Annotated in this window: 20 protein-coding genes; 14 read left to right on the top strand and 6 right to left on the bottom strand. The window is 56.9% G+C overall.

The annotated features are described in order from the left end of the window. The coding region (locus KHU33_RS22125; protein WP_211466940.1) for an autotransporter outer membrane beta-barrel domain-containing protein at nucleotides 1-540 on the top strand (540 nt) is incomplete at its 5' end. Between the two features lie 96 nt (nucleotides 541-636). On the opposite strand, the gene KHU33_RS22120 is transcribed toward KHU33_RS22125, so the two are convergent. Further along, on the bottom strand, nucleotides 637-960 hold the full coding sequence (locus tag KHU33_RS22120; protein ID WP_230414478.1) for an H-NS histone family protein: 324 nt from the start codon (nucleotides 958-960) through the stop codon (nucleotides 637-639). Nucleotides 961-1,137: 177 nt separating this feature from the next. On the opposite strand from KHU33_RS22120, the gene KHU33_RS26565 reads away from it, so the two are divergent. The 4 genes from KHU33_RS26565 to KHU33_RS22100 all read left to right on the top strand — a co-directional run bounded on the left by KHU33_RS26565 (nucleotide 1,138) and on the right by KHU33_RS22100 (nucleotide 3,912). After that, nucleotides 1,138-1,542, top strand: coding sequence for a hypothetical protein (locus KHU33_RS26565; protein ID WP_230414477.1), 405 nt, complete (start codon nucleotides 1,138-1,140; stop codon nucleotides 1,540-1,542). Between the two features lie 170 nt (nucleotides 1,543-1,712). Further along, nucleotides 1,713-2,027, top strand: coding sequence for a hypothetical protein (locus KHU33_RS22110; protein WP_211466938.1), 315 nt, complete (start codon nucleotides 1,713-1,715; stop codon nucleotides 2,025-2,027). A 522-nt stretch (nucleotides 2,028-2,549) separates the two neighbouring features. Then, nucleotides 2,550-3,383, top strand: a complete 834-nt coding sequence (locus KHU33_RS22105) for an isocitrate lyase/PEP mutase family protein (protein ID WP_211466936.1) — start codon at nucleotides 2,550-2,552, stop codon at nucleotides 3,381-3,383. Nucleotides 3,384-3,462: 79 nt separating this feature from the next. Continuing rightward, entirely contained in the window at nucleotides 3,463-3,912 is a 450-nt protein-coding gene (locus KHU33_RS22100; RefSeq protein ID WP_211466934.1) for a DUF1178 family protein, read from the top strand. 30 nt (nucleotides 3,913-3,942) lie between these two features. Here KHU33_RS22100 and KHU33_RS22095 read toward each other — a convergent pair whose 3' ends face one another. From KHU33_RS22095 to gmk, 3 genes are read right to left on the bottom strand one after another with little or no spacing between them, the layout of a single operon-like run. Then, nucleotides 3,943-6,225, bottom strand: coding sequence for a RelA/SpoT family protein (locus tag KHU33_RS22095; protein WP_211466933.1), 2,283 nt, complete (start codon nucleotides 6,223-6,225; stop codon nucleotides 3,943-3,945). Nucleotides 6,226-6,258: 33 nt separating this feature from the next. After that, nucleotides 6,259-6,462 carry a DNA-directed RNA polymerase subunit omega gene (rpoZ, locus tag KHU33_RS22090; protein WP_092351791.1) on the bottom strand — a complete coding sequence of 68 codons (204 nt, stop codon included), beginning with the start codon at nucleotides 6,460-6,462 and terminating at the stop codon, nucleotides 6,259-6,261. Nucleotides 6,463-6,516: 54 nt separating this feature from the next. Next, nucleotides 6,517-7,161: a guanylate kinase gene (gene gmk / locus KHU33_RS22085; protein WP_211466946.1), complete on the bottom strand. Its 645-nt coding sequence runs from the start codon at nucleotides 7,159-7,161 to the stop codon at nucleotides 6,517-6,519. Nucleotides 7,162-7,455: 294 nt separating this feature from the next. Here gmk and KHU33_RS22080 point away from each other — a divergent pair, with 294 nt between their 5' ends. The 9 genes from KHU33_RS22080 (at nucleotide 7,456) to rraA (ending at nucleotide 17,446) form a co-directional block, all read left to right on the top strand. Next, nucleotides 7,456-7,707 carry a DUF2164 domain-containing protein gene (locus KHU33_RS22080; protein ID WP_211466931.1) on the top strand — a complete coding sequence of 84 codons (252 nt, stop codon included), beginning with the start codon at nucleotides 7,456-7,458 and terminating at the stop codon, nucleotides 7,705-7,707. Nucleotides 7,708-7,824: 117 nt separating this feature from the next. After that, nucleotides 7,825-9,285, top strand: coding sequence for a threonine synthase (gene thrC / locus KHU33_RS22075; protein ID WP_211466929.1), 1,461 nt, complete (start codon nucleotides 7,825-7,827; stop codon nucleotides 9,283-9,285). Nucleotides 9,286-9,322: 37 nt separating this feature from the next. After that, a complete protein-coding gene (locus KHU33_RS22070) occupies nucleotides 9,323-10,543 on the top strand; it encodes a molybdopterin molybdotransferase MoeA (RefSeq protein WP_230414476.1) in 1,221 nt (406 codons plus the stop codon). 33 nt (nucleotides 10,544-10,576) lie between these two features. Then, the gene (gene moaD / locus KHU33_RS22065) at nucleotides 10,577-10,834 is read left to right on the top strand and encodes a molybdopterin converting factor subunit 1 (protein ID WP_211466925.1); all 258 of its coding nucleotides are present in this window, start codon (nucleotides 10,577-10,579) and stop codon (nucleotides 10,832-10,834) included. Nucleotides 10,835-10,932: 98 nt separating this feature from the next. After that, a complete protein-coding gene (locus KHU33_RS22060; protein WP_211466923.1) occupies nucleotides 10,933-11,439 on the top strand; it encodes a molybdenum cofactor biosynthesis protein MoaE in 507 nt (168 codons plus the stop codon). Continuing rightward, nucleotides 11,436-11,822: a fluoride efflux transporter CrcB gene (gene crcB / locus KHU33_RS22055; RefSeq protein ID WP_211466921.1), complete on the top strand. Its 387-nt coding sequence runs from the start codon at nucleotides 11,436-11,438 to the stop codon at nucleotides 11,820-11,822. Before KHU33_RS22060 ends, crcB begins: the two co-directional genes overlap by 4 nt. A gap of 417 nt (nucleotides 11,823-12,239) precedes the next feature. Further along, entirely contained in the window at nucleotides 12,240-14,843 is a 2,604-nt protein-coding gene (gene clpB / locus KHU33_RS22050; protein WP_211466919.1) for an ATP-dependent chaperone ClpB, read from the top strand. Between the two features lie 273 nt (nucleotides 14,844-15,116). Then, nucleotides 15,117-16,919: a diguanylate cyclase gene (locus KHU33_RS22045; protein ID WP_230414475.1), complete on the top strand. Its 1,803-nt coding sequence runs from the start codon at nucleotides 15,117-15,119 to the stop codon at nucleotides 16,917-16,919. Nucleotides 16,920-16,951: 32 nt separating this feature from the next. After that, nucleotides 16,952-17,446 carry a ribonuclease E activity regulator RraA gene (gene rraA / locus KHU33_RS22040; RefSeq protein ID WP_211466917.1) on the top strand — a complete coding sequence of 165 codons (495 nt, stop codon included), beginning with the start codon at nucleotides 16,952-16,954 and terminating at the stop codon, nucleotides 17,444-17,446. A gap of 185 nt (nucleotides 17,447-17,631) precedes the next feature. Here rraA and KHU33_RS22035 read toward each other — a convergent pair whose 3' ends face one another. Both KHU33_RS22035 and KHU33_RS22030 read right to left on the bottom strand, forming a co-directional pair. Then, nucleotides 17,632-17,982: a hypothetical protein gene (locus KHU33_RS22035; RefSeq protein ID WP_211466915.1), complete on the bottom strand. Its 351-nt coding sequence runs from the start codon at nucleotides 17,980-17,982 to the stop codon at nucleotides 17,632-17,634. Continuing rightward, complete coding sequence (locus tag KHU33_RS22030; RefSeq protein ID WP_329956110.1) at nucleotides 17,979-18,596, bottom strand: hypothetical protein; 618 nt, start codon at nucleotides 18,594-18,596, stop codon at nucleotides 17,979-17,981. Before KHU33_RS22030 ends, KHU33_RS22035 begins: the two co-directional genes overlap by 4 nt. Between the last annotated feature and the right edge of the window lie 88 nt (nucleotides 18,597-18,684).

Below are 18,684 nucleotides of genomic sequence, written 5' to 3'. Positions count from 1 at the left end.
CGTACGGCGCTGATCGGCGCTACGGAGCAGAACCTGGGCGCCAGCCATAGCGATAGCCTGTGGTCGGCCTATGCCGAGGGCGGGTATGTGTTGCCGCTGTCCGATGACACTCGGCTGACGCCTTACGTCGGTCTGGCGTATGACCGCCTCAAGCGCGGCGGTTTTACGGAGAGCGGCGGCGTGTTCGGGCTGACGGCGGACAGCCAGACGTATAAACAGACGGCGGCTGTGCTGGGCTTGCGCGGCGACAGCAGTTTCCAATGGGCGGGCGGGCTGAGCGTGGTGCAGGCGTATGCGGCCTGGCAGCATGCGTTCAGCGACGGCCGGCTGGATTTCGGCGCGGCTTACGTGGGCGCGCCGGCGGCGGGATTTACGGTGCAGGGGATAGGCTTGGCGCGCAGTTCGGGCTGGGCCGGGCTGGGCTTGAGTACGGCGGTGGATAGGCGTTGGGGCTGGTATCTCAACTACGATGCGCAGCTGGGCAGCGGCGGCTTGCGTAATAATGTGCTGGCGCTGGGGTTGCGGTTTGCGCTTGATTGATCTGAACAGCGGTTGTCATTGACGGGTATCTTGGAAAGCTGCCGCCAGCGCTTTTTCCGTCAATGACAATAGCCTGAATTCACACCTATCTTGCCATTACATTCCGCTGCCGGCCGGCATATCGGCGTGCGCAGGCGTTTGTGTTTCCATTGCCGTCTGCGGCTCCATCGCAGGACTGGTCTTCATGACGCGTTTCTTGCCCATCAGACCCAGATCCGCTCCGGTAATGCCATATTCATTCATCTTGGTTTTGATCTCGGTGATGACGTCGGCGATTTCGGCCTGACGCAGTTCTTCCGCCTGTTTTCTCAATTGTTCGATTTGTGCTTGCAGCTCTTTGTAGGTTGTCATTTCTATTGCTTTCTTTCTGCGTTTGGGACGGGCAAGTATACCGTAACCACACAAGGGGATGAAATGCATCCGCGCTCCTCGTTTTGCCGCAGATCGCCCGCAGTTCGCCTTTTCGCAGATTGATACAGGTTGTTGCAAACATTACCGATTAGTAGTGCCCCTTTGTATTGCGTAATCTATATTGAATACAGGAAGGCAGTTTGTGCCGCCGTCCTCGCGGCGGCACGGGAAGTAAAAGGTGTTGCTATGAAAAGATTCTTGATATTGTGGTGCGCGGCAGTTGCGTTGATATTGTCTGCAGCTACGGGTACGGCGCTTGCCTTCAATGGCGGCGATCACCACGGAGGCGGTTTTCATGGCGGCGCTGGCGCAATGCACAACGGGATGCACAATGGCGGTGGACATGAGGCTCGCCACGGCTTTCACCACGGATTTCACGATTTTCGCGGACGTAGCGTGATCGTCATAGGCGGCCCTTTCTTCTGGACCCCGTATTACTATGACCCGACGTTCTATCCGGCCGGAACCATGTACGTGGCGCCAAGCAGCAATTACAGCTTCTACTGTAACGATCCTGCCGGCTATTACCCTGAGGTGTCGAGTTGCCCAGGCGGCTGGTTGCGGGTAGTTCCGGGCGACGCGCCATACTGATCCGATCGCAGTACCTGCGAAAAACGCTATCCCTTGGGTAGCGTTTTTTTTATATGTATGCCGTGATGACTGGGCGCCATCAAATTTTTGCCAGGCATCTTGCTGCCGATTAACATGGCGCGTACCATGAAGCGAAAATTCATTCGACTTCCTATCCCGGAGAAATACGCATGTCCATTCATATGATTGAAGCGGTTCGTTTTAATGTCGCGGGCGACAGAGTTGAGGAAGTGCGCTGGGGGCGGGCAAAGCCCAAGGACGACGGTTCCATCGGGTGGGAACACAAGACGTCGGAGCAGGACGTCAGCCTGGTGGTGGACGCCCTGCATTTCGGCGACGAGGTCGCCACCGCATTTTCAGTCGATGGAAAAATGGTGCGCGGCCCCAGCGTCGCGCTGGTGATTTACGAGCACGGGATTGAAGGTATCGGCATTGCCGATCATGGTGTGTCTGGTCGCACGCTGGCTGATTTGCCGCGATTTTAATAACGTGGAATGTAACCCCTCTAATCCTGCTTCAGGCCGAGCATAGTTGTTCTCAACTAGCCCGGCCAATCTCAAAAGCCGTTGGAAGATGCCGGGCCGCGGGCTGGGTTGCTGTCGATCGGAACACTGATAGCATCGCTGCCGCGTCGCTAATCGTTACGCCCAAACTATTGTCGGCAATGGCGCGCTTCGGTATTCCTGCAATAAGGAGGCCTAGCAGCAAGGCGAGCAGTATCTTTCCCATATCGCCTCCGATTTGCTGATTCAAATCAATCAAATACGATCACCTCTCAGGTTTTCATTCTAGGAAACAAAGCGCGGCTAAGCTAATAGAGAATCCCCATGCCGGGCGGCTTTCCCTGCATCTTTGGCAATGCACAGCGGAAAATAGTTGCCGGTGGTAATGTTTGGGTCCGGATAGCGCTATAGCCACTGATACCGCTACTGCAATAGATTGGCAATGAACAAGGATTTTCCGTGCCGGAAAATCCCTCGGCATCGATTTTCTAACGGAGGTATTGGATGCAGTCTCAGATCGAAAAAGCACGTGTCTTTCAACAACTTCATAAACGCGAAGGGGCCTTTATCATCCCCAATCCATGGGACATCGGCACTGCCAGATTGCTGGCTTTGCTTGGGTTTGAAGCATTGGCAAGCACTAGTGCGGGTTTTGCTTTTTCACGCGGTCAACTGGATGGCGATATCGGGCGCGAACAAATGATGGCGCATTTGACCGAACTGGCGGCGGCTACCGAACTGCCTCTGAGCGCGGATCTCGAAAATGGTTTTGGCGAGGCGCCGGCCACGGTCATGGAGACCATCAGGCTGGCCGCAGCCACCGGCATCGTCGGCGGTTCTATCGAAGACGCCAGCGGCAATCGCGACGATCCGATTTATGCCTTGGAACTCGCGGTGGAGCGTGTGCGCGCGGCTGCGGAAGCGGTGCGCGGCCTGGATTTTCCTTTTACGCTGACTGCGCGCGCGGAAAATTATCTGCATGGCCGCTCCGATCTGAAAGACACCATCAAGCGGCTCCAAGCCTATCAGGAGGCCGGCGCCGACGTGCTCTTTGCCCCAGGCCTGAAAAGCAAAGAGGAGATTGCCGCAGTGGTCAGTTCACTGGACAAGCCGGTGAACGTGATCATGGGACTGCAAGGCGTGCAACTCAGTTTGCAAGAGCTGGCCGCAATCGGCGTCAAGCGGGTGAGCGTCGGCGGTTCGCTGGCGCGCGCCGCATTGGGGGGATTCTTGCTCGCAGCTGAAGAGATGCGCGAGCATGGCACATTTACCTACGGCGAGGCGGCGGTGAGTTCAGGGCGGATTAGCGAAATGTTGCGGGCCGCGAAGCAGTTTTAAGCAGCGGAGGGCGGCAATAAGTTATATGCTGGTTAGTGTAAGATCCTTGCTTTTCCGCGCTGAAGAATTGTCGCTCACTATGAAAGTCTACAATTTAGCTTGTGAACAGAATCATCGCTTCGAGGGCTGGTTTTCCTCGGAGGAGGATTTTCTTGCGCAATCAGCGCGGCAGCAGATTACCTGCCCGGTATGCGATAGCTTCAAGGTGGACAGACTGCCTTCCGCCCCGCATCTGAATTTATCCGCCGCCAAATCAAATTCCGCTGCTGCCGGCGATGCGCATTTGAGTTCGCCGGCGGTGGCGCAAATTCAGCAGCGGCTGCAGGACATGGCGCGTCATGTCATGGAAAATACGGAGGATGTCGGCGCAGGTTTTGTCGAAGAAGCGCGCCGGATCCACTACCGTGAAGTCCCCGAGCACGGGATTCGCGGCATTGCCTCGCCGCAGCAATGCGAAGAGCTGGCAGAGGAAGGCATCGAGGTTTTTCAATTGCCGCTGCCAATCCCGCGCAAGCAGTCGCTGCAATAAGCCGGCTATCGTCAGTGCTGCCGGCGGGGGTCAGCCGCGGTCGCGCAAAATCCGCGTAACGCCGCGGACGCGGCGTACATTGCGCATCAACCTGGCCAGATGGACCCGGTCTTCAACCTGGATGGTGAAGATCAGCTGGGTCATCAGCTGGTCTTTGTCGTCATCCATGTTGACGTAGATGATGTTGGCGTCGGAATCGCCGATTTCGGCGGCGACCCTGGCCAGGATGCCTTTGTCGTTATGCACCAGCACCTTGATGCGGCAATCGAAGCGGCGGTTCAGGTCTTCACCCCACAGCACTTCGATCCAGCGCTCCGGATCCTTGTTGCGCTGGCGCTTGGCGATATTGCAGTCTTCCGTATGCACCACCAGACCCTGGTCGCGTTTGAGCTGGCCAGTGATATGGTCGCCGGGAATCGGCTGGCAGCATGGCGACAGTTGCACCGACACGCCTTCGCTGCCATAGATCACCACCGGCTCCATTTTGGCCGGGGCGACGACACCTTCCATGTCCAGCAACGGCGTCACCAAGGGTTCGTTTTCGAGCAGGCCCATGATGTGCCGGGCAACCAGGGTCGCCATGCGTTTGCCGACGCCGATGTCGGCATAGATTTCATCCAGCGACTTGGCGCTGGATTCATTCAGCAGGCGATCGACGACGATAGGCGCCAGCACCGGATTCAGGTTGAGCATCGCCAGCGCCTGCGACAACAGCCGCTGGCCGAGTTCCACCGACTCGCTCAGGTTAATGGTGCGCAGATGATGGCGAATCGCAGAGCGTGCCTTGCCGGTGCGCACAAAGCTGAGCCAGTTGGGACTGGGGCGCGAACTGGGCGAGGTAATGATTTCAACGATGTCGCCATTGTGCAGTTCGGTACGCAGCGGCGCCGGTTCGTGATTGATCTTGGCGGCGATGGTCTGGTCGCCGACATCGGTATGGATGGTGTAAGCGAAATCGAGGGCGGTGGCGCCGCGCGGCAAGGCGATGATTTTCGATTTCGGGGTGAACACGTAAACCGAATCGGGAAACAGGTCGACCTTGACGTGTTCCAGGAATTCGGCCGAATCGCCGGTCTGCTTCTGGATGTCGAGCAGCGACTGCAGCCAGGCATGGGTGCGTTGCTGCAAATCGCTCAGATTGCCTTCTTCATCCTTGTACAGCCAGTGCGCGGCAACACCCGATTCGGCCACCCGATGCATGTCCTGAGTGCGAATCTGGAACTCCACCGGCGTGCCGTAAGGGCCGATCAGAGTCGTATGCAGTGACTGGTAGCCATTCAGCTTGGGAATCGCGATGTAATCCTTGAACTTGCCCGGCATCGGCTTGTACAGCGCATGCAGGGTGCCGAGCGCGAGATAGCAATTGGCAAAAGTATCGACCACGATGCGGAAACCGTAGACATCCAGCACCTGGGAAAACGACAAATGCTTGTTGTGCATCTTGCGGTAGATGCCGAACAGGCTTTTTTCGCGGCCGTCGATTTGCGCATTGATGCCGGTTGCCGCCAATGTGGTGCTGACCGATTCCAGAATCTTGCTGACCACCTCGCGCCGGTTGCCGCGCGCCGCTTTGACCGCCTTGGCCAGCGTGCGGTGGCGCAGCGGATACAGATGCGAGAACGCCAGTTCCTGCAGCTCACGGTAGATATTGTTGAGACCCAGACGATGCGCGATCGGGATGTAGACCTCCATGGTCTCGCGCGCAATGCGGCGCTTCTTTTCCGGGATCATCACGCCCAGCGTGCGCATGTTGTGCAAGCGGTCGGCCAGCTTGACCAGGATCACGCGCACATCGCGCGCCATCGCCAGCAGCATCTTGCGGAAGTTCTCGGCCTGGGCTTCGATCTGGCTCTGGAACTCGATCTTGTCCAGTTTCGACAAACCGTCCACCAGGGTGGCCACCGGCGCGCCGAAGCGTTCGATCAGCTCGTCTTTCTTGACGTCCTGGTCTTCCATCACGTCATGCAGCAGAGCAGCCATGATCGCCTGCGCGTCAAGCTTCCAGTCGGCGCAGATTTCAGCGACGGCAATCGGGTGAGAAATATAGGGTTCGCCGGATTTACGCATCTGACCCAGATGCATTTCATCCGAAAAGCGATACGCTTCCTTGACCTTCTTCAGCTCGGCTGGGGTCAGGTATTCGGCAAGCTTGGTGGTCAGGTGAGTGATCGAGGCGACGCCGGGTTGCAGGGCGGGCTGGTGGTCTGACAAGGAGGGCGTATTAGCGGGTTTTCTGGCTGAGCGGGGGGAGGCCGCCCGTTTTTTAGCGGTTGCGGCTGATGACAGGCTTGAATCTGGAGATGTCAGGTTCATACTGGATCGATATCAGCCGCATGATGTTAATGATTAACCAGGTACCTTCTTCAGCATTTCGATGCCGATCTTGCCTGCAGCGATTTCGCGCAAAGCAATCACGGTTGGTTTGTCTTTTGCATCAATCTTGGCAGTGTGTCCTTGCAATAACTGGCGCGCGCGATAAGTCGCGGACAGCGTCAATTGAAAACGATTAGGGATTTGCTTCAAACAATCTTCGATGGTGATACGGGCCATATATTCTCCAAAAAACGGTGCCAGCTAAGCATTGGCTTAATACTAATTTAAATACTAACTTAAATTGGCATGGATGCCCAGTTGGGCAAATAAAGATGCGTTGCGCACTGCCTGCTGCGAAAAGCGGCAGCGGGTAGCTTTGACAATCGCAGTTAATTCCGACAGAGCAGACGCAAACTCTTGATTAATAATAACATATTCAAACTCGGGGGCGTGGGCGATTTCGCCGCCGGCGGCAAGAATCCGGCGCGTAATGACTTGCGGTTCGTCCTGGCCGCGCTTCTTCAGCCGCTCTTCCAGAGCCGCAATCGACGGCGGCAGGATAAATATGCCGACCGCGTGCGGGAATTGTTTCTTCACCTGCTGCGCGCCTTGCCAGTCGATTTCCAGCAAAACGTCGGTGCCGGATTGCATTTGCTCGGCAATCGCCAGACGCGAAGTGCCGTAATAATTGGTGTGTACTTCGGCCCATTCCAGGAATTCGCCTTGTTTGTGGCGCGCGCGGAAGTCTTCGACCGTGGTGAAATGATATTCGCGGCCGTTTTGCTCACTCGGGCGCGGTGGCCGCGTGGTGTAGGAAATCGATAGTTTGATTGCTTGTTCTTGCGCCAGCAAGGCGTTGACCAGCGTCGATTTGCCGGCGCCGGAAGGTGCTACCACCATGAACAGGCTGCCCGACATGGGGTGCTCGTCCGGCATGGCCGAACCGCTCAGCGGTTCGTTCGGGGACGTAGGTAAAAGTGGAGGTGTCATGACAATTGAGTAATGTGCAAACTGTCAGGCATCTAAAACGCCTGAATATAAGAGTGACATTGTATCAGCGCGGCAATCAGGCTGCAGCGTCGATTTGCATTTTCCTGCCTGGCGCGGAGGATGGATATATTGGCGGCGTGATAACGGTTGTCCAGGGCATGGTGTACATTTATGGGTTTTCAAAAAAGCGCAGGGCATTAGCCGCTCGCTTGGATGATGTGTAAATAACAAGGGGGTGCCATGGCGATCAAATTACAGCAAAGCGAGCAGAAGGATCTGATCGGATCGATTCAGCGCTATTTCAAAGAAAACATGGAAGAGCCGATCGGCGATCTGAAAGCCGGTATGCTGCTCGATTTTTGCCTGCAGGTGATCGGCCCCAGTATTTATAACCAGGCGGTGGCTGATGCGCAGGCCCATATGGAAGCGAAAGTCCTGGACCTGACGGTCGAGTGCTACGAAGAGACTGGGAATTACTGGAAGAAAAAATAAACCCGCTGCGGACCGGCCGCGCGGCTGCAAAGCTGACAGCAGCATGGTAGCGGACGCTATAATGCAGGCAGCGGCCTTTCTACCTCGATTTGCAACTCACAAAACACCATCCACACTATGCATTATGTTTCTACTCGCGGCCATGCAGCCGCACAAAATTTTTCCGAAATTCTGTTAGGCGGCCTGGCCCCGGATGGTGGTTTGTACCTGCCGGCGGAATATCCGCAAGTCAGCGGCGCCGAGCTGGATCAGTGGCGCAGCTTGTCGTATGCCGACCTGGCGTTCGAAGTACTGAAGAAATTTGCTACCGATGTGCCGCCGGCCGATTTGAAGGCATTGGCGCACAAGACCTACAGCGCCGAAGTTTACCGCAATGTACGGGCCGGCGAGGATGCCAGCCAGATTACACCTTTGCGCGTATTGGAAGAAAAAGACGGCAGCAAGCTGCTGTTGCAAGCACTGTCAAACGGTCCGACGCTCGCCTTCAAGGATATGGCGATGCAATTGCTGGGCAACCTGTTCGAATACACGCTGGCCAAGAACGACGCCAAGCTGAACATTTTCGGCGCCACCTCGGGCGATACCGGCAGCGCGGCGGAATACGCGATGCGCGGCAAGAAAGGCATACGCGTTTTCATGCTGTCGCCGCACAAGAAGATGAGCGCCTTCCAGACCGCGCAAATGTTCAGCCTGCAGGATCCGAACATTTTCAATATCGCGGTCGAAGGCGTGTTCGACGATTGCCAGGACATGGTCAAGGCGGTCTCCAACGATCATGGGTTCAAGGCCAGCCAGAAAATCGGCACCGTCAATTCGATCAACTGGGCGCGGGTGGTGGCGCAGGTCGTGTATTACTTCCGCGGCTATCTGAGTGCGACCACCAGCAACGATCAAAAAGTATCGTTTACCGTTCCCTCGGGTAATTTCGGCAACATCTGCGCCGGCCATATCGCCCGCATGATGGGTTTGCCGATCGATAAGCTGGTGGCGGCCACCAACGAGAACGACGTGCTCGACGAATTCTTCCGCACCGGCATCTACCGGGTACGCAAATCGGCCGAGACGTATCACACCAGCAGCCCTAGCATGGACATCAGCAAGGCTTCCAATTTCGAACGCTTCATCCACGATTTGCTGGATGGCGACAGCGAACGCGTGCGCGCCTTGTTCCATAAAGTGGAAACGACCGGCGGATTTGACCTGACGGGCGGCCCCGGCAGCGATGGCGACGAGTTTGCCAAGATCGGCCGTTTCGGCTTCCAATCAGGCAAGTCGACCCACCAGGACCGGCTGGACACCATCCGCGATATCCAGCAGCGCTATGGCGTCACGATCGACACTCACACCGCCGACGGCATCAAGGTGGCGCGCGAATACGTCACTCCAGGCGTGCCGATGATCGTGCTGGAAACCGCCTTGCCGGCCAAGTTCAACGAAACCATCCGCGAAGCGCTGGGGCGCGATGCCGAGCGGCCGGCCGGTTTTGAAAACATAGAAGCGCTGCCGCAGCGTTTCGAGGTGATGGCGGCCGACGTGGCGCAGGTCAAGGCCTTCATTGCCAGCCATACCGGCTTGTAAGCTTGTTGCGCTCAGATAGATGATGCAAAAACCACCGATGTTATCTGTTACTGAAGCCCTGGACGTGCTGCTGGCGGCGCCGCGGCCGCTGGTCGATAGCGCCGCCATCGAACCGATCCCGACGCTGGCCGCCAATGGCCGGATACTGGCAAACGCCCAGACCTCCCAGCTCAACGTGCCGCCGGCGGACAATACGCAAATGGACGGTTACGCCGTACGCGCTGCGGATTGCGCCGGCGGCGCTGCTCGCCTGCCCATCTCCCAACGGATTCCCGCAGGGCACGTCGGCGCACCGCTGCAGCCTGGCAGCGCCGCCCGGATTTTTACCGGCGCCATGATTCCAGAGGGCGCCGATGCCGTGGTGATGCAGGAAATGTGCGAGGCCGACGGCGATACGATAGTGATCAAACATGTACCGCAAGCCGGCGAGTGGGTGCGCCGCGCCGGTGAAGATATCCGCAGCGGCAGCGTGATCCTGCCTGCCGGCACGCGTCTGCGGCCGCAGCATCTCGGCTTGGCGGCGTCAGTCGGCCTGGAAACATTGCCGGTGCTGCGCAAATTGCGGGTGGCGATGTTTTTCACCGGCGATGAATTGACCATGCCCGGCCAGCCCTTGAAGCCGGGCGCCATCTACAACTCGAATCGCTTCGTCTTGCGCGGTCTGCTGGAAAACCTGGGCTGCGAAATCAGCGATTACGGCATCGTGCCGGATCAGCTCGAAGCGACCCGCGAGGCTCTACGGGTTGCGGCCCAGGAGCATGATTTGATTCTCACCTCGGGCGGGGTGTCGGTCGGCGAGGAAGATCACGTCAAGCCGGCGGTGGAGGCGGAAGGGCGCCTGAACATGTGGCAGATCGCCATGAAACCAGGCAAGCCGCTGGCATTCGGCGAAGTCCGCCGCGCCGCCGGAACCACGGCTTTCTTTATCGGATTGCCCGGCAATCCGGTATCCAGTTTTGTCACCTTCCTGATCTTTGTGCGGCCCTTCATTCTGCACCAGCAAGGCGTGGCGGCAAGCGGACTGGCGCCGCAAGCGATCTCCATGCGCGCCGATTTCGACTGGCCCAAGGCAGACCGCCGCCAGGAATTCTTGCGGGCGAAAATCAATGCCGATGGCGGCCTCGACTTGTTCCCACAGCAAGGGTCGGGCGTCCTGACATCGACCGTGTGGGGCGATGGCCTGGTCGATAATCCAGCAGGAAAGACCATCGCCAAGGGCGACTCGCTGCGCTTTTTGCCGTTTTCTGCTCTACTGTGAACATCCTTGCAATTGTTTGAAAAAGAGAATGTAATGAGAATCCAGCTGCGCTTTTTTGCCAGCATCCGCGAGGCGCTCAATTTGTCTCAGGAAACGCTGGAGTTGCCGGCTTCGATCGCCACCGTCGGCGAATTACGCAATTTCCTGCGCGAACGCGGTGCGGTCTGGGCCGAGGTACTGGCCGAGGGCCGGTCTTTGCGCATGGCCTTCAACCAGGAACTGGCGAACCCCGATACCGCTCTAAGCGAAGGCGGCGAAGTTGCGTTTTTTCCGCCGGTTACTGGTGGTTAACTACCGGTGACTAACTACCGGTGGCTGACTACTGTTGGCCGACCACCGATGGCCGACTTTAATGTTGTGCCTGTCGCGTCATCTTTGAGGTCTTGACTATGCCGATCCGTGTTCAGACTGAGGATTTCGATTTCGCTGCCGAGCTGGCGCAACTGCGGCTGTCCAATCCGAAAATCGGCGCCGTGGTCAGCTTTCTCGGCACCGTGCGCGATTTGAGCGACGGCAGCAGCGTTGCTCAGATGGAGCTGGAGCATTATCCCGGCATGACCGAAAAAGCCTTGTCGACTATTGTCGACCAGGCCAAACAGCGCTGGGATATTTTCGATGCGCTGGTGATACACCGCATCGGCCCTTTGCTGCCGCTCGATCAGATCGTGCTGGTTGCCGTCAGCTCGGCACATCGCGGCGACGCCTTCGCCGCCTGCGAATACATTATCGATTACCTGAAAACCGAAGCGCCGTTCTGGAAAAAAGAATACACGGAGCAAGGCGCGCGCTGGGTCGACGCCCGTAGCACCGACGATGAGGCGCTGGCCAAATGGGAATTGGGCCAGGACCAAGACCAGGATCCGCTGCCGCTGCCTATGCGCGAAAGCAAGAAGTGAGCTGGCTGGCGGTTGGCGTTGGCGCTATCCTCGGCGCCTGGCTACGTTGGGGCGCGAGCATCTGGCTGGGCGCCTATCAGAATCAACTGCCGCTGGGAACTTTGCTGGTCAATCTGGCGGGCGGCTACTTGGCCGGCCTGGCCGTAGGATTCTTTGAATCGCATCCTTTGCTTCCGATCGAATGGCGCTTGCTGGTGATTACCGGATTTCTGGGCGGCCTGACCACTTTCTCCACTTTTTCCGCCGAATCGATGGTGCTGTTGCAGCACGGCCAGTATGGCTGGTTCCTGGGGCATACCCTGTTGCATCTTTTCGGTTCGATCATATTGTGCATCGCCGGCTTTGCCACCATCCGTTTTTTCACCATGTATTTTGGTAGTTAGGGCCTGTTAACATTTGATTTGGGAGTGCGAACGCGCGGCAGGCGTTGCGTGCCTAGGCGCAGCGACGCGACGTGGCGGTGCCACGGCAAGGAGCTGCAACAACGGCATGCGATGCCTGCAGCCGTTCCCGGAGGGTTCCAACCAAAACGTGCGCTGGCCGCGTTGCATGGCTTGCTGGGGCACCAGCCCCAGCTACGCCACGCCCTTGCAGGGCGCATACCCGCCTGCATGCGGGTATCGTTACGCAGGCGTGCAGCATGCTGCACGAATTCCCTGCTGCACCCTTGCCAGCACACGTGTTGGTTGGAACGCATCTCCCAAATCAAATGTTAACAGGCCCTAGCATTTTGTATTTTGTGCGCTTGAAATAGGTCCGCTTGTCCCAATTTTCTAAGCATTAGATATTTTGGAGGAACCATGCGTTTCGATAAATTAACCACAAAATTGCAAGAAGCAATTGCCGACGCCCAGAGTCAGGCGGTTGGTAATGACAATCAATATATTGACCCGGTGCATGCCCTGATCGCGCTGTTGAATCAAGATGACGGCGCCGCCACCTCGCTGCTGCAACGGGCGGGCGTCAATGTTGCCGCGCTGAGGCCCGCCCTGAAAGCTGCTCTGGAACGCCTGCCCAAGGTCAGCGGCACCGGCGGTGAAGTACAGATAGGCCGCGAGCTGCTGGCCTTGCTCAACCTGGCGGACAAAGAAGCGCAAAAGCGCGGCGATCAATTCATCGCCAGCGAGATGCTGTTGCTGGCGCTGCTCGACGACAAGTCCGACGCCGGCCGGCTGGCGCGTGAAAACGGCCTGACCCGCAAGGCGCTGGAGGCTGCGATTACGGCGGTGCGCGGTGGCGCCAATGTGGCTTCCCAGGAGGATGAAGGCCAGCGCGAAGCATTGAAAAAATACACGCTCGACCTGACCGAACGGGCGCGCCTCGGCAAGCTCGATCCGGTGATCGGCCGCGACGACGAAATCCGCCGCGCCATCCAGGTTTTGCAGCGGCGCAGCAAGAACAATCCGGTGCTGATCGGCGAACCCGGTGTCGGCAAGACCGCGATCGTGGAAGGCTTGGCGCAGCGTATCGTCAACGGCGAAGTGCCTGACAGCTTGAAATCGAAACGTGTCTTGTCGCTCGACATGGCATCCTTGCTGGCCGGCGCAAAATTCCGCGGTGAATTCGAAGAACGCCTGAAAGCGGTGCTGAAAGAAATCGCTCAGGACGAAGGGCAGACGATTGTCTTCATCGATGAATTGCACACCATGGTCGGCGCCGGCAAGGCGGAAGGGGCGATAGATGCCGGCAATATGCTGAAGCCGGCACTGGCGCGCGGTGAGCTGCATTGCGTCGGCGCTACTACGCTGGATGAATATCGCAAATACATCGAGAAGGATGCCGCGCTGGAACGGCGTTTCCAAAAGATCCTGGTCGACGAGCCTAGCGTCGAAGCCACGATTGCCATTCTCCGCGGTTTGCAGGAAAAATACGAAGTCCATCACGGCGTGGAAATTACCGATCCGGCGATTGTCGCGGCGGCGGAACTGTCGCATCGCTATATTACCGACCGCTTCTTGCCCGACAAGGCCATCGATTTGATCGACGAGGCGGCAGCCAAGATCAAGATTGAAATCGACTCCGAGCCGGAGGTGATGGATAAGCTGGACCGCCGTCTGATCCAGTTGAAAATCGAGCGTGAAGCGGTGCGCCGCGAGAAGGACGAAGCGTCGCAAAAGCGCTTCTCCTTGATCGAGGAAGAGATCGAAAAACTGTCACGCGAGTATGCCGATCTGGAAGAAATCTGGAAATCGGAGAAGGCCAGCGCCCAAGGCAGCAAGCATCTGAAAGAAGAGATCGAGAAGCTGCGTCTGCAAATTGAAGAAGCGACGCGCAAGAGCGATTGGCAAAAGGTTTCGGAACTGAAGTACGGCAAGTTGAATGAGCTGGAAAAAGCGCTGGAAACCCAATCCAGACAGGATGCGCTGAACGCCGGGCAGCCCGCTGCGGACGGTAAGCCGAAGCTGGTGCGGACCCAGGTCGGCGCCGATGAAATTGCCGAGATCGTTTCGCGTGCTACCGGTATCCCGGTAGCCAAGATGTTGCAGGGCGAGCGCGACAAGCTGATCAACATGGAAGACGGGCTGCATAAGCGCGTGGTGGGCCAGAACGAGGCGATTGTCGCGGTCTCGGATGCGATTCGCCGCTCGCGTGCCGGACTTAGCGATCCTGACCGGCCGTATGGTTCGTTCATGTTCCTCGGTCCTACCGGTGTCGGCAAGACCGAGCTATGCAAAGCCCTGGTCGGCTTTCTGTTCGACAGTGCCGATTCTCTGATCCGCATCGACATGAGCGAATTCATGGAGAAGCACTCGGTAGCACGCCTGATCGGTGCGCCGCCGGGTTATGTCGGTTATGAAGAGGGCGGTTATCTGACCGAGCTGGTGCGCCGCAAGCCGTACAGCGTGATCTTGCTGGATGAAATCGAGAAGGCCCATCCGGATGTGTTCAATGTGCTGTTGCAGGTGCTGGACGACGGCCGCATGACCGATGGCCAGGGCCGCACCGTGGATTTCAAGAATACGGTGATCGTGATGACCTCGAATCTCGGTTCGCATCGGATTCAGGCGATGGAAAGCAGCGATCCGGCGGAGGTAAAGGCGGAGGTGATGGATGAAGTCAGAAGCCGTTTCCGGCCGGAGTTCATCAACCGTATCGATGAAATCGTGGTGTTCCATGCCTTGGACGAAAAGAATATCGGCGCGATTGCCAAGATCCAGCTGAAAATCCTCGAACAGCGTTTGGCGAAAATGGATATGGGGCTGGAAATTTCAGAAGCCGGTCTGCAAAAGATTGCGGAGGCAGGTTTCGACCCGGTCTACGGCGCCCGGCCATTGAAGCGTGCGATCCAGCAGCAGATCGAAAATCCCTTGTCAAAATTGCTTCTTGAAGGCAAGTTTGGTCCAAAGGACATTATTCACGTAATTGTTAACAATGGTGAGATCGTATTCAAAGCGACGGTTTAAGCCCGGATTTTGCATACGCAAACAGGTAGAATCGCGACAGGCTTGAACGTGTTGCTTTATAGATTAAAGGTCACATGGCTACGCCGTGTGGCTTTTTTTTTAGATCCATGCTGTTTAATCCACGGTCTTGGCCTGCTAAAAATTGAATGTTATCAATTGCGCATTGTGTGTGAATTAAGAGGGGGAGTAAGCATTTTTCCCGGCAGGGTAAAGATGCCGAAATATTATCCCGAAGCTGGATATCGCTAATTCTTGTTTTATTTCGAGGCAATTTTGAAGCGAACGTCACTGCAACGCATCTTCATTTTGCCGTTTGCAGCGCTACTGTTGTGCCTGGCCGCTTCAGTCGGCTGGCTGCTTTATCAAACCGGTCAGGACGCCACCGATGCTTTGTCGCAAAAGGTCCTGGCAAACATGATGGGAGGCATCAACAGCGCAATCAACAGGCAATTGTTCGACGCCGGTGCAGCGTTGCGGGTAGTCGCGCCTGATCAAATTGCCGATACTACCGATAAGACCCCGACGCCGATCCCTATCCCGTTTCCTGCCAGCATCGGCCGGCTGGAAGAACGCATGTGGATTGCCAGCGGGCTGTTTCCAACGGTCGGCAGCCTGATCTGCTTTGCCGGTGCGGACGGCCATTTTGTCGGCATCCGCAGAACCGCCGTCAATGAATTCCGGGTCAGGCTTAGAGGCATAGGCGACGGCGCCAGCCATTTATATCGCAGCCGCGGCCCGGCGTCTGAAATGATTCTCCTGGAAACGGAAGACTACGAGCCGCGCGAGCAGAGCTGGTACTTGAATGCCGTCAATCGGAGAAAAGACACATGGTCGCCGCTGTTCATCGATAGCGTCAGCAATGAGCCGGCGCTGATGTTGGCGCGGCCAGTGTATGGTGCCGGTCAGGAAATACGTGGCGTGGTAGCCAGGGAATTGTCATTGAAACCGCTGCGAGAATACTTGCAGGCGCTGCCCATGGACAGAAACGGTGTTGCCTTTGTGGCCGAGCGCGGCGGCGATCTGGTCGCATCTTCGAATGGCGAAGGTGCATTTGCCTTGGCTAAAGACGCCCAGAGCCAACACCTCCGAAATAATCTGAGAGATGCCGCATCACCCTTTATGCGCCAGAGCTGGCAACTGGTGCAAGCCTATTTGCAGCAACAGCGGGAGGCGGCGCCGGTCATCGAGCCGATAGTCGCCTCGGCTGCCAGCCTGTCCAAGCCAGACAAGCTGATCGTCGGCGCCTTTCCCAGCAGGTACGGCCAGATCGAAGTGGCGGCGCAGATCCACCGCGATGCTGCCGGCTTGGAGTGGGTGGCGGTGGTTGCGCTGCCGCGTTCCGATTTCTGGGGCGCGGTCAATTCCAGCGTCTATAAGAGCTTGTACCTGGGCTTGCTGGTGATCCTGCTGGCCTTGTTGTTCGGTTATGCGATATTGCGCTGGGTGCTGCGCGATATCCGCAAACTGACGCTGGCGGTACGCAGCATAGGCAGCGGCCGGCCGTTTGCCAAACTGAATATCGACCGCCAGGATGAGATCGGTGAACTGGCGCAGAGTTTTCAAGAGATGGAGCGGCATCTGCGCACCGACCGTCTCACCAGCTTGCTGAATCGCGATTCCCTGATTGCGCAAATCGAATTCCGCCGGCGCACCGATGTCGAACCGCATCTGTTCCGTTTTGCGGTACTGTTCGTCGATCTGGACAAGTTCAAGCAAGTCAACGATCACTATGGCCACGATGAGGGCGACCGGGTTCTGATTGAAGTCGGCTTGCGCCTGCAAAACGCCTTGCGCAAGGAAGACGAGGTGGCGCGTTTCGGCGGCGACGAATTCATCGTTTACCTGCCTGGCGTGGCGGATGAAGAGTCGGCGCTGGCGATCGCCGAAAAGATTTATGCCGTATTGAACAAGCCGATCCTGATGGCCAACGGCGGACATTGCCAGATTGGCGCTTCCATCGGCGGCGCCCTGTATCCGGCCGACGGCCCCGATCTGGAGACCTTGTTGAAGGTGGCCGACAAGCGGATGTATAGTGTCAAGAAATTCGGCGGCCTGACGTTTTCGTCGGACGACTGATCTTTTTTTCACTGCCATGCGACGGAGATGCAATGACCTTTTCTACCTGCGATTTATGCGACGCCAACGAAGACAAGCTGGGCACCGCCGCTCTGGCGGTATTGCCGCCGGTGTTTATCTCCTTGGGCAAGCGCCAGGCATTTAGCGGCCCGGCGCGCACCGTCAAGGTACATGAAGACAATGTGCTGGTACGCAGCACGCTGGAAACCGCCGGCGGCGGCCAGGTGCTGGTGATCGACGGCGGCGGCAGCCTGCGTTGCGCCCTGGTCGGCGGCAATCTCGGCGTGCTGGCGCAAAAGAACGGTTGGGCCGGCATCATCGTGAACGGCTGCGTACGCGATTCGGCCGAGCTGAACGCCTGCGATATCGGCGTACGCGCGCTGGCGCTCCATCCGCAGCGCAGCGTGCGCAAGGGAGTAGGGGAGCGCGACGTCAGCGTCTCTATCGCCGGTGTTACAGTAGCGCCCGGCGCCTGGATATACGCCGACGCCGACGGCATATTGGTGGCGGGCCAAAAACTGCTTTAAACAGCACAGCCGGGTTAGTGCCGCGCAAGCAGCTTCGCCATGTTATGAGGCGGTGGTTGTCTGTCAGATAACCGCAATGCGTTTAGGGGTTGTACGCCCCAACCCTCGAAATTTCCCGCTCCTGACTAACACGGCTCCCGCCGCAGCCGCTCTCAAGTCGAGCGACAGCGTAGGTTTAAATTTTTTCAACGATGCAGTAATGTGCGAAGGGCCTTGGGTATTTCTTGGAACTTATTTTCGTTTTCAAATCTGTGACAATCCTCAGCCGCAATTATCTCTGGGTGCTTGCCAAGAATCGAAAACAGCTTTTCACCATCGCACCGAAGTACTGCGATTCGTCTTTTTGTTTTTTTGTTTTTGACCTGTGCCACCCAACATGCGTCGGCAGCTCCGCATGAATGATATTCAAGGACTTCAGTTTTTGGTTTCCATGCAAGTTGCATGAGCGGATTACCACTTGAAGCCAACGATTCTTCGCCGACTGTGAATAGCACCATAGACAGCATTGACACTAGAGCCGCTTTTGTTGCACTCATTTGTACGCCTTCCCCCCCGTTGCAGTGATGTATTCGGTCGGATGTTTACAAAAGATGGTGCTGCCATGAGCGGAAGTCGAAACCCACACTGCGTCGTAGCGACCACGTTCGGCACCGTCAACAATTTGACCAGTTTTTTTGTTTTTAATCTTCCAGCGAACAATCACCTCTCGCTTTTTTTCCTGAACTTTGAAGATGTTGTGGGATTGGTCTCCGAACTTGAATCCATCGCGGACTTTCGGGTGGTTGCTATAGTTAGTTTTGAAATCCAATCCATCCCACCAAAATCCACCATTTGATGGATCTGTCCCTTTGTTATTTAGAGCGGAAGTGGCCCAATCAACCGCCAGTGACATGCCAGCATCTTTCCTGATAGCGCTTTCGCTGGTTTTCATTAATTTGTTAAATCGCGCATTGCTACCGTCCCATGCATAGGCGTAGTTTGGTTCTGCCGCTTTTAACGCGGATACAGTTTTTCCGCCCCATGCGCGGCACCGGTTGGCAACAGCAAATGCAATTCCGCCTATTTCATCAGAATCATTTGCCGTGGATGCTTCGCCGTATGCCACAGCCGCAAGCAATCGAGTTTCGTCGTCAATTTTCTCGTCACTCACTTATTAGCTCCTTTAATCCACGCAATGAAGCTCAGGTTCGGGTGCTCATTGACGGAGTACGGTTTAGTTCTGCCGTTTTCTAGTGTTT

The organism is Collimonas silvisoli, assembly GCF_018305005.1.
Lineage (GTDB): Bacteria > Pseudomonadota > Gammaproteobacteria > Burkholderiales > Burkholderiaceae_D > Collimonas > Collimonas silvisoli.
The sequence above is the reverse complement of the archived record's forward strand: the minus strand, read 5'-3'. Positions and strand labels throughout refer to the sequence as shown.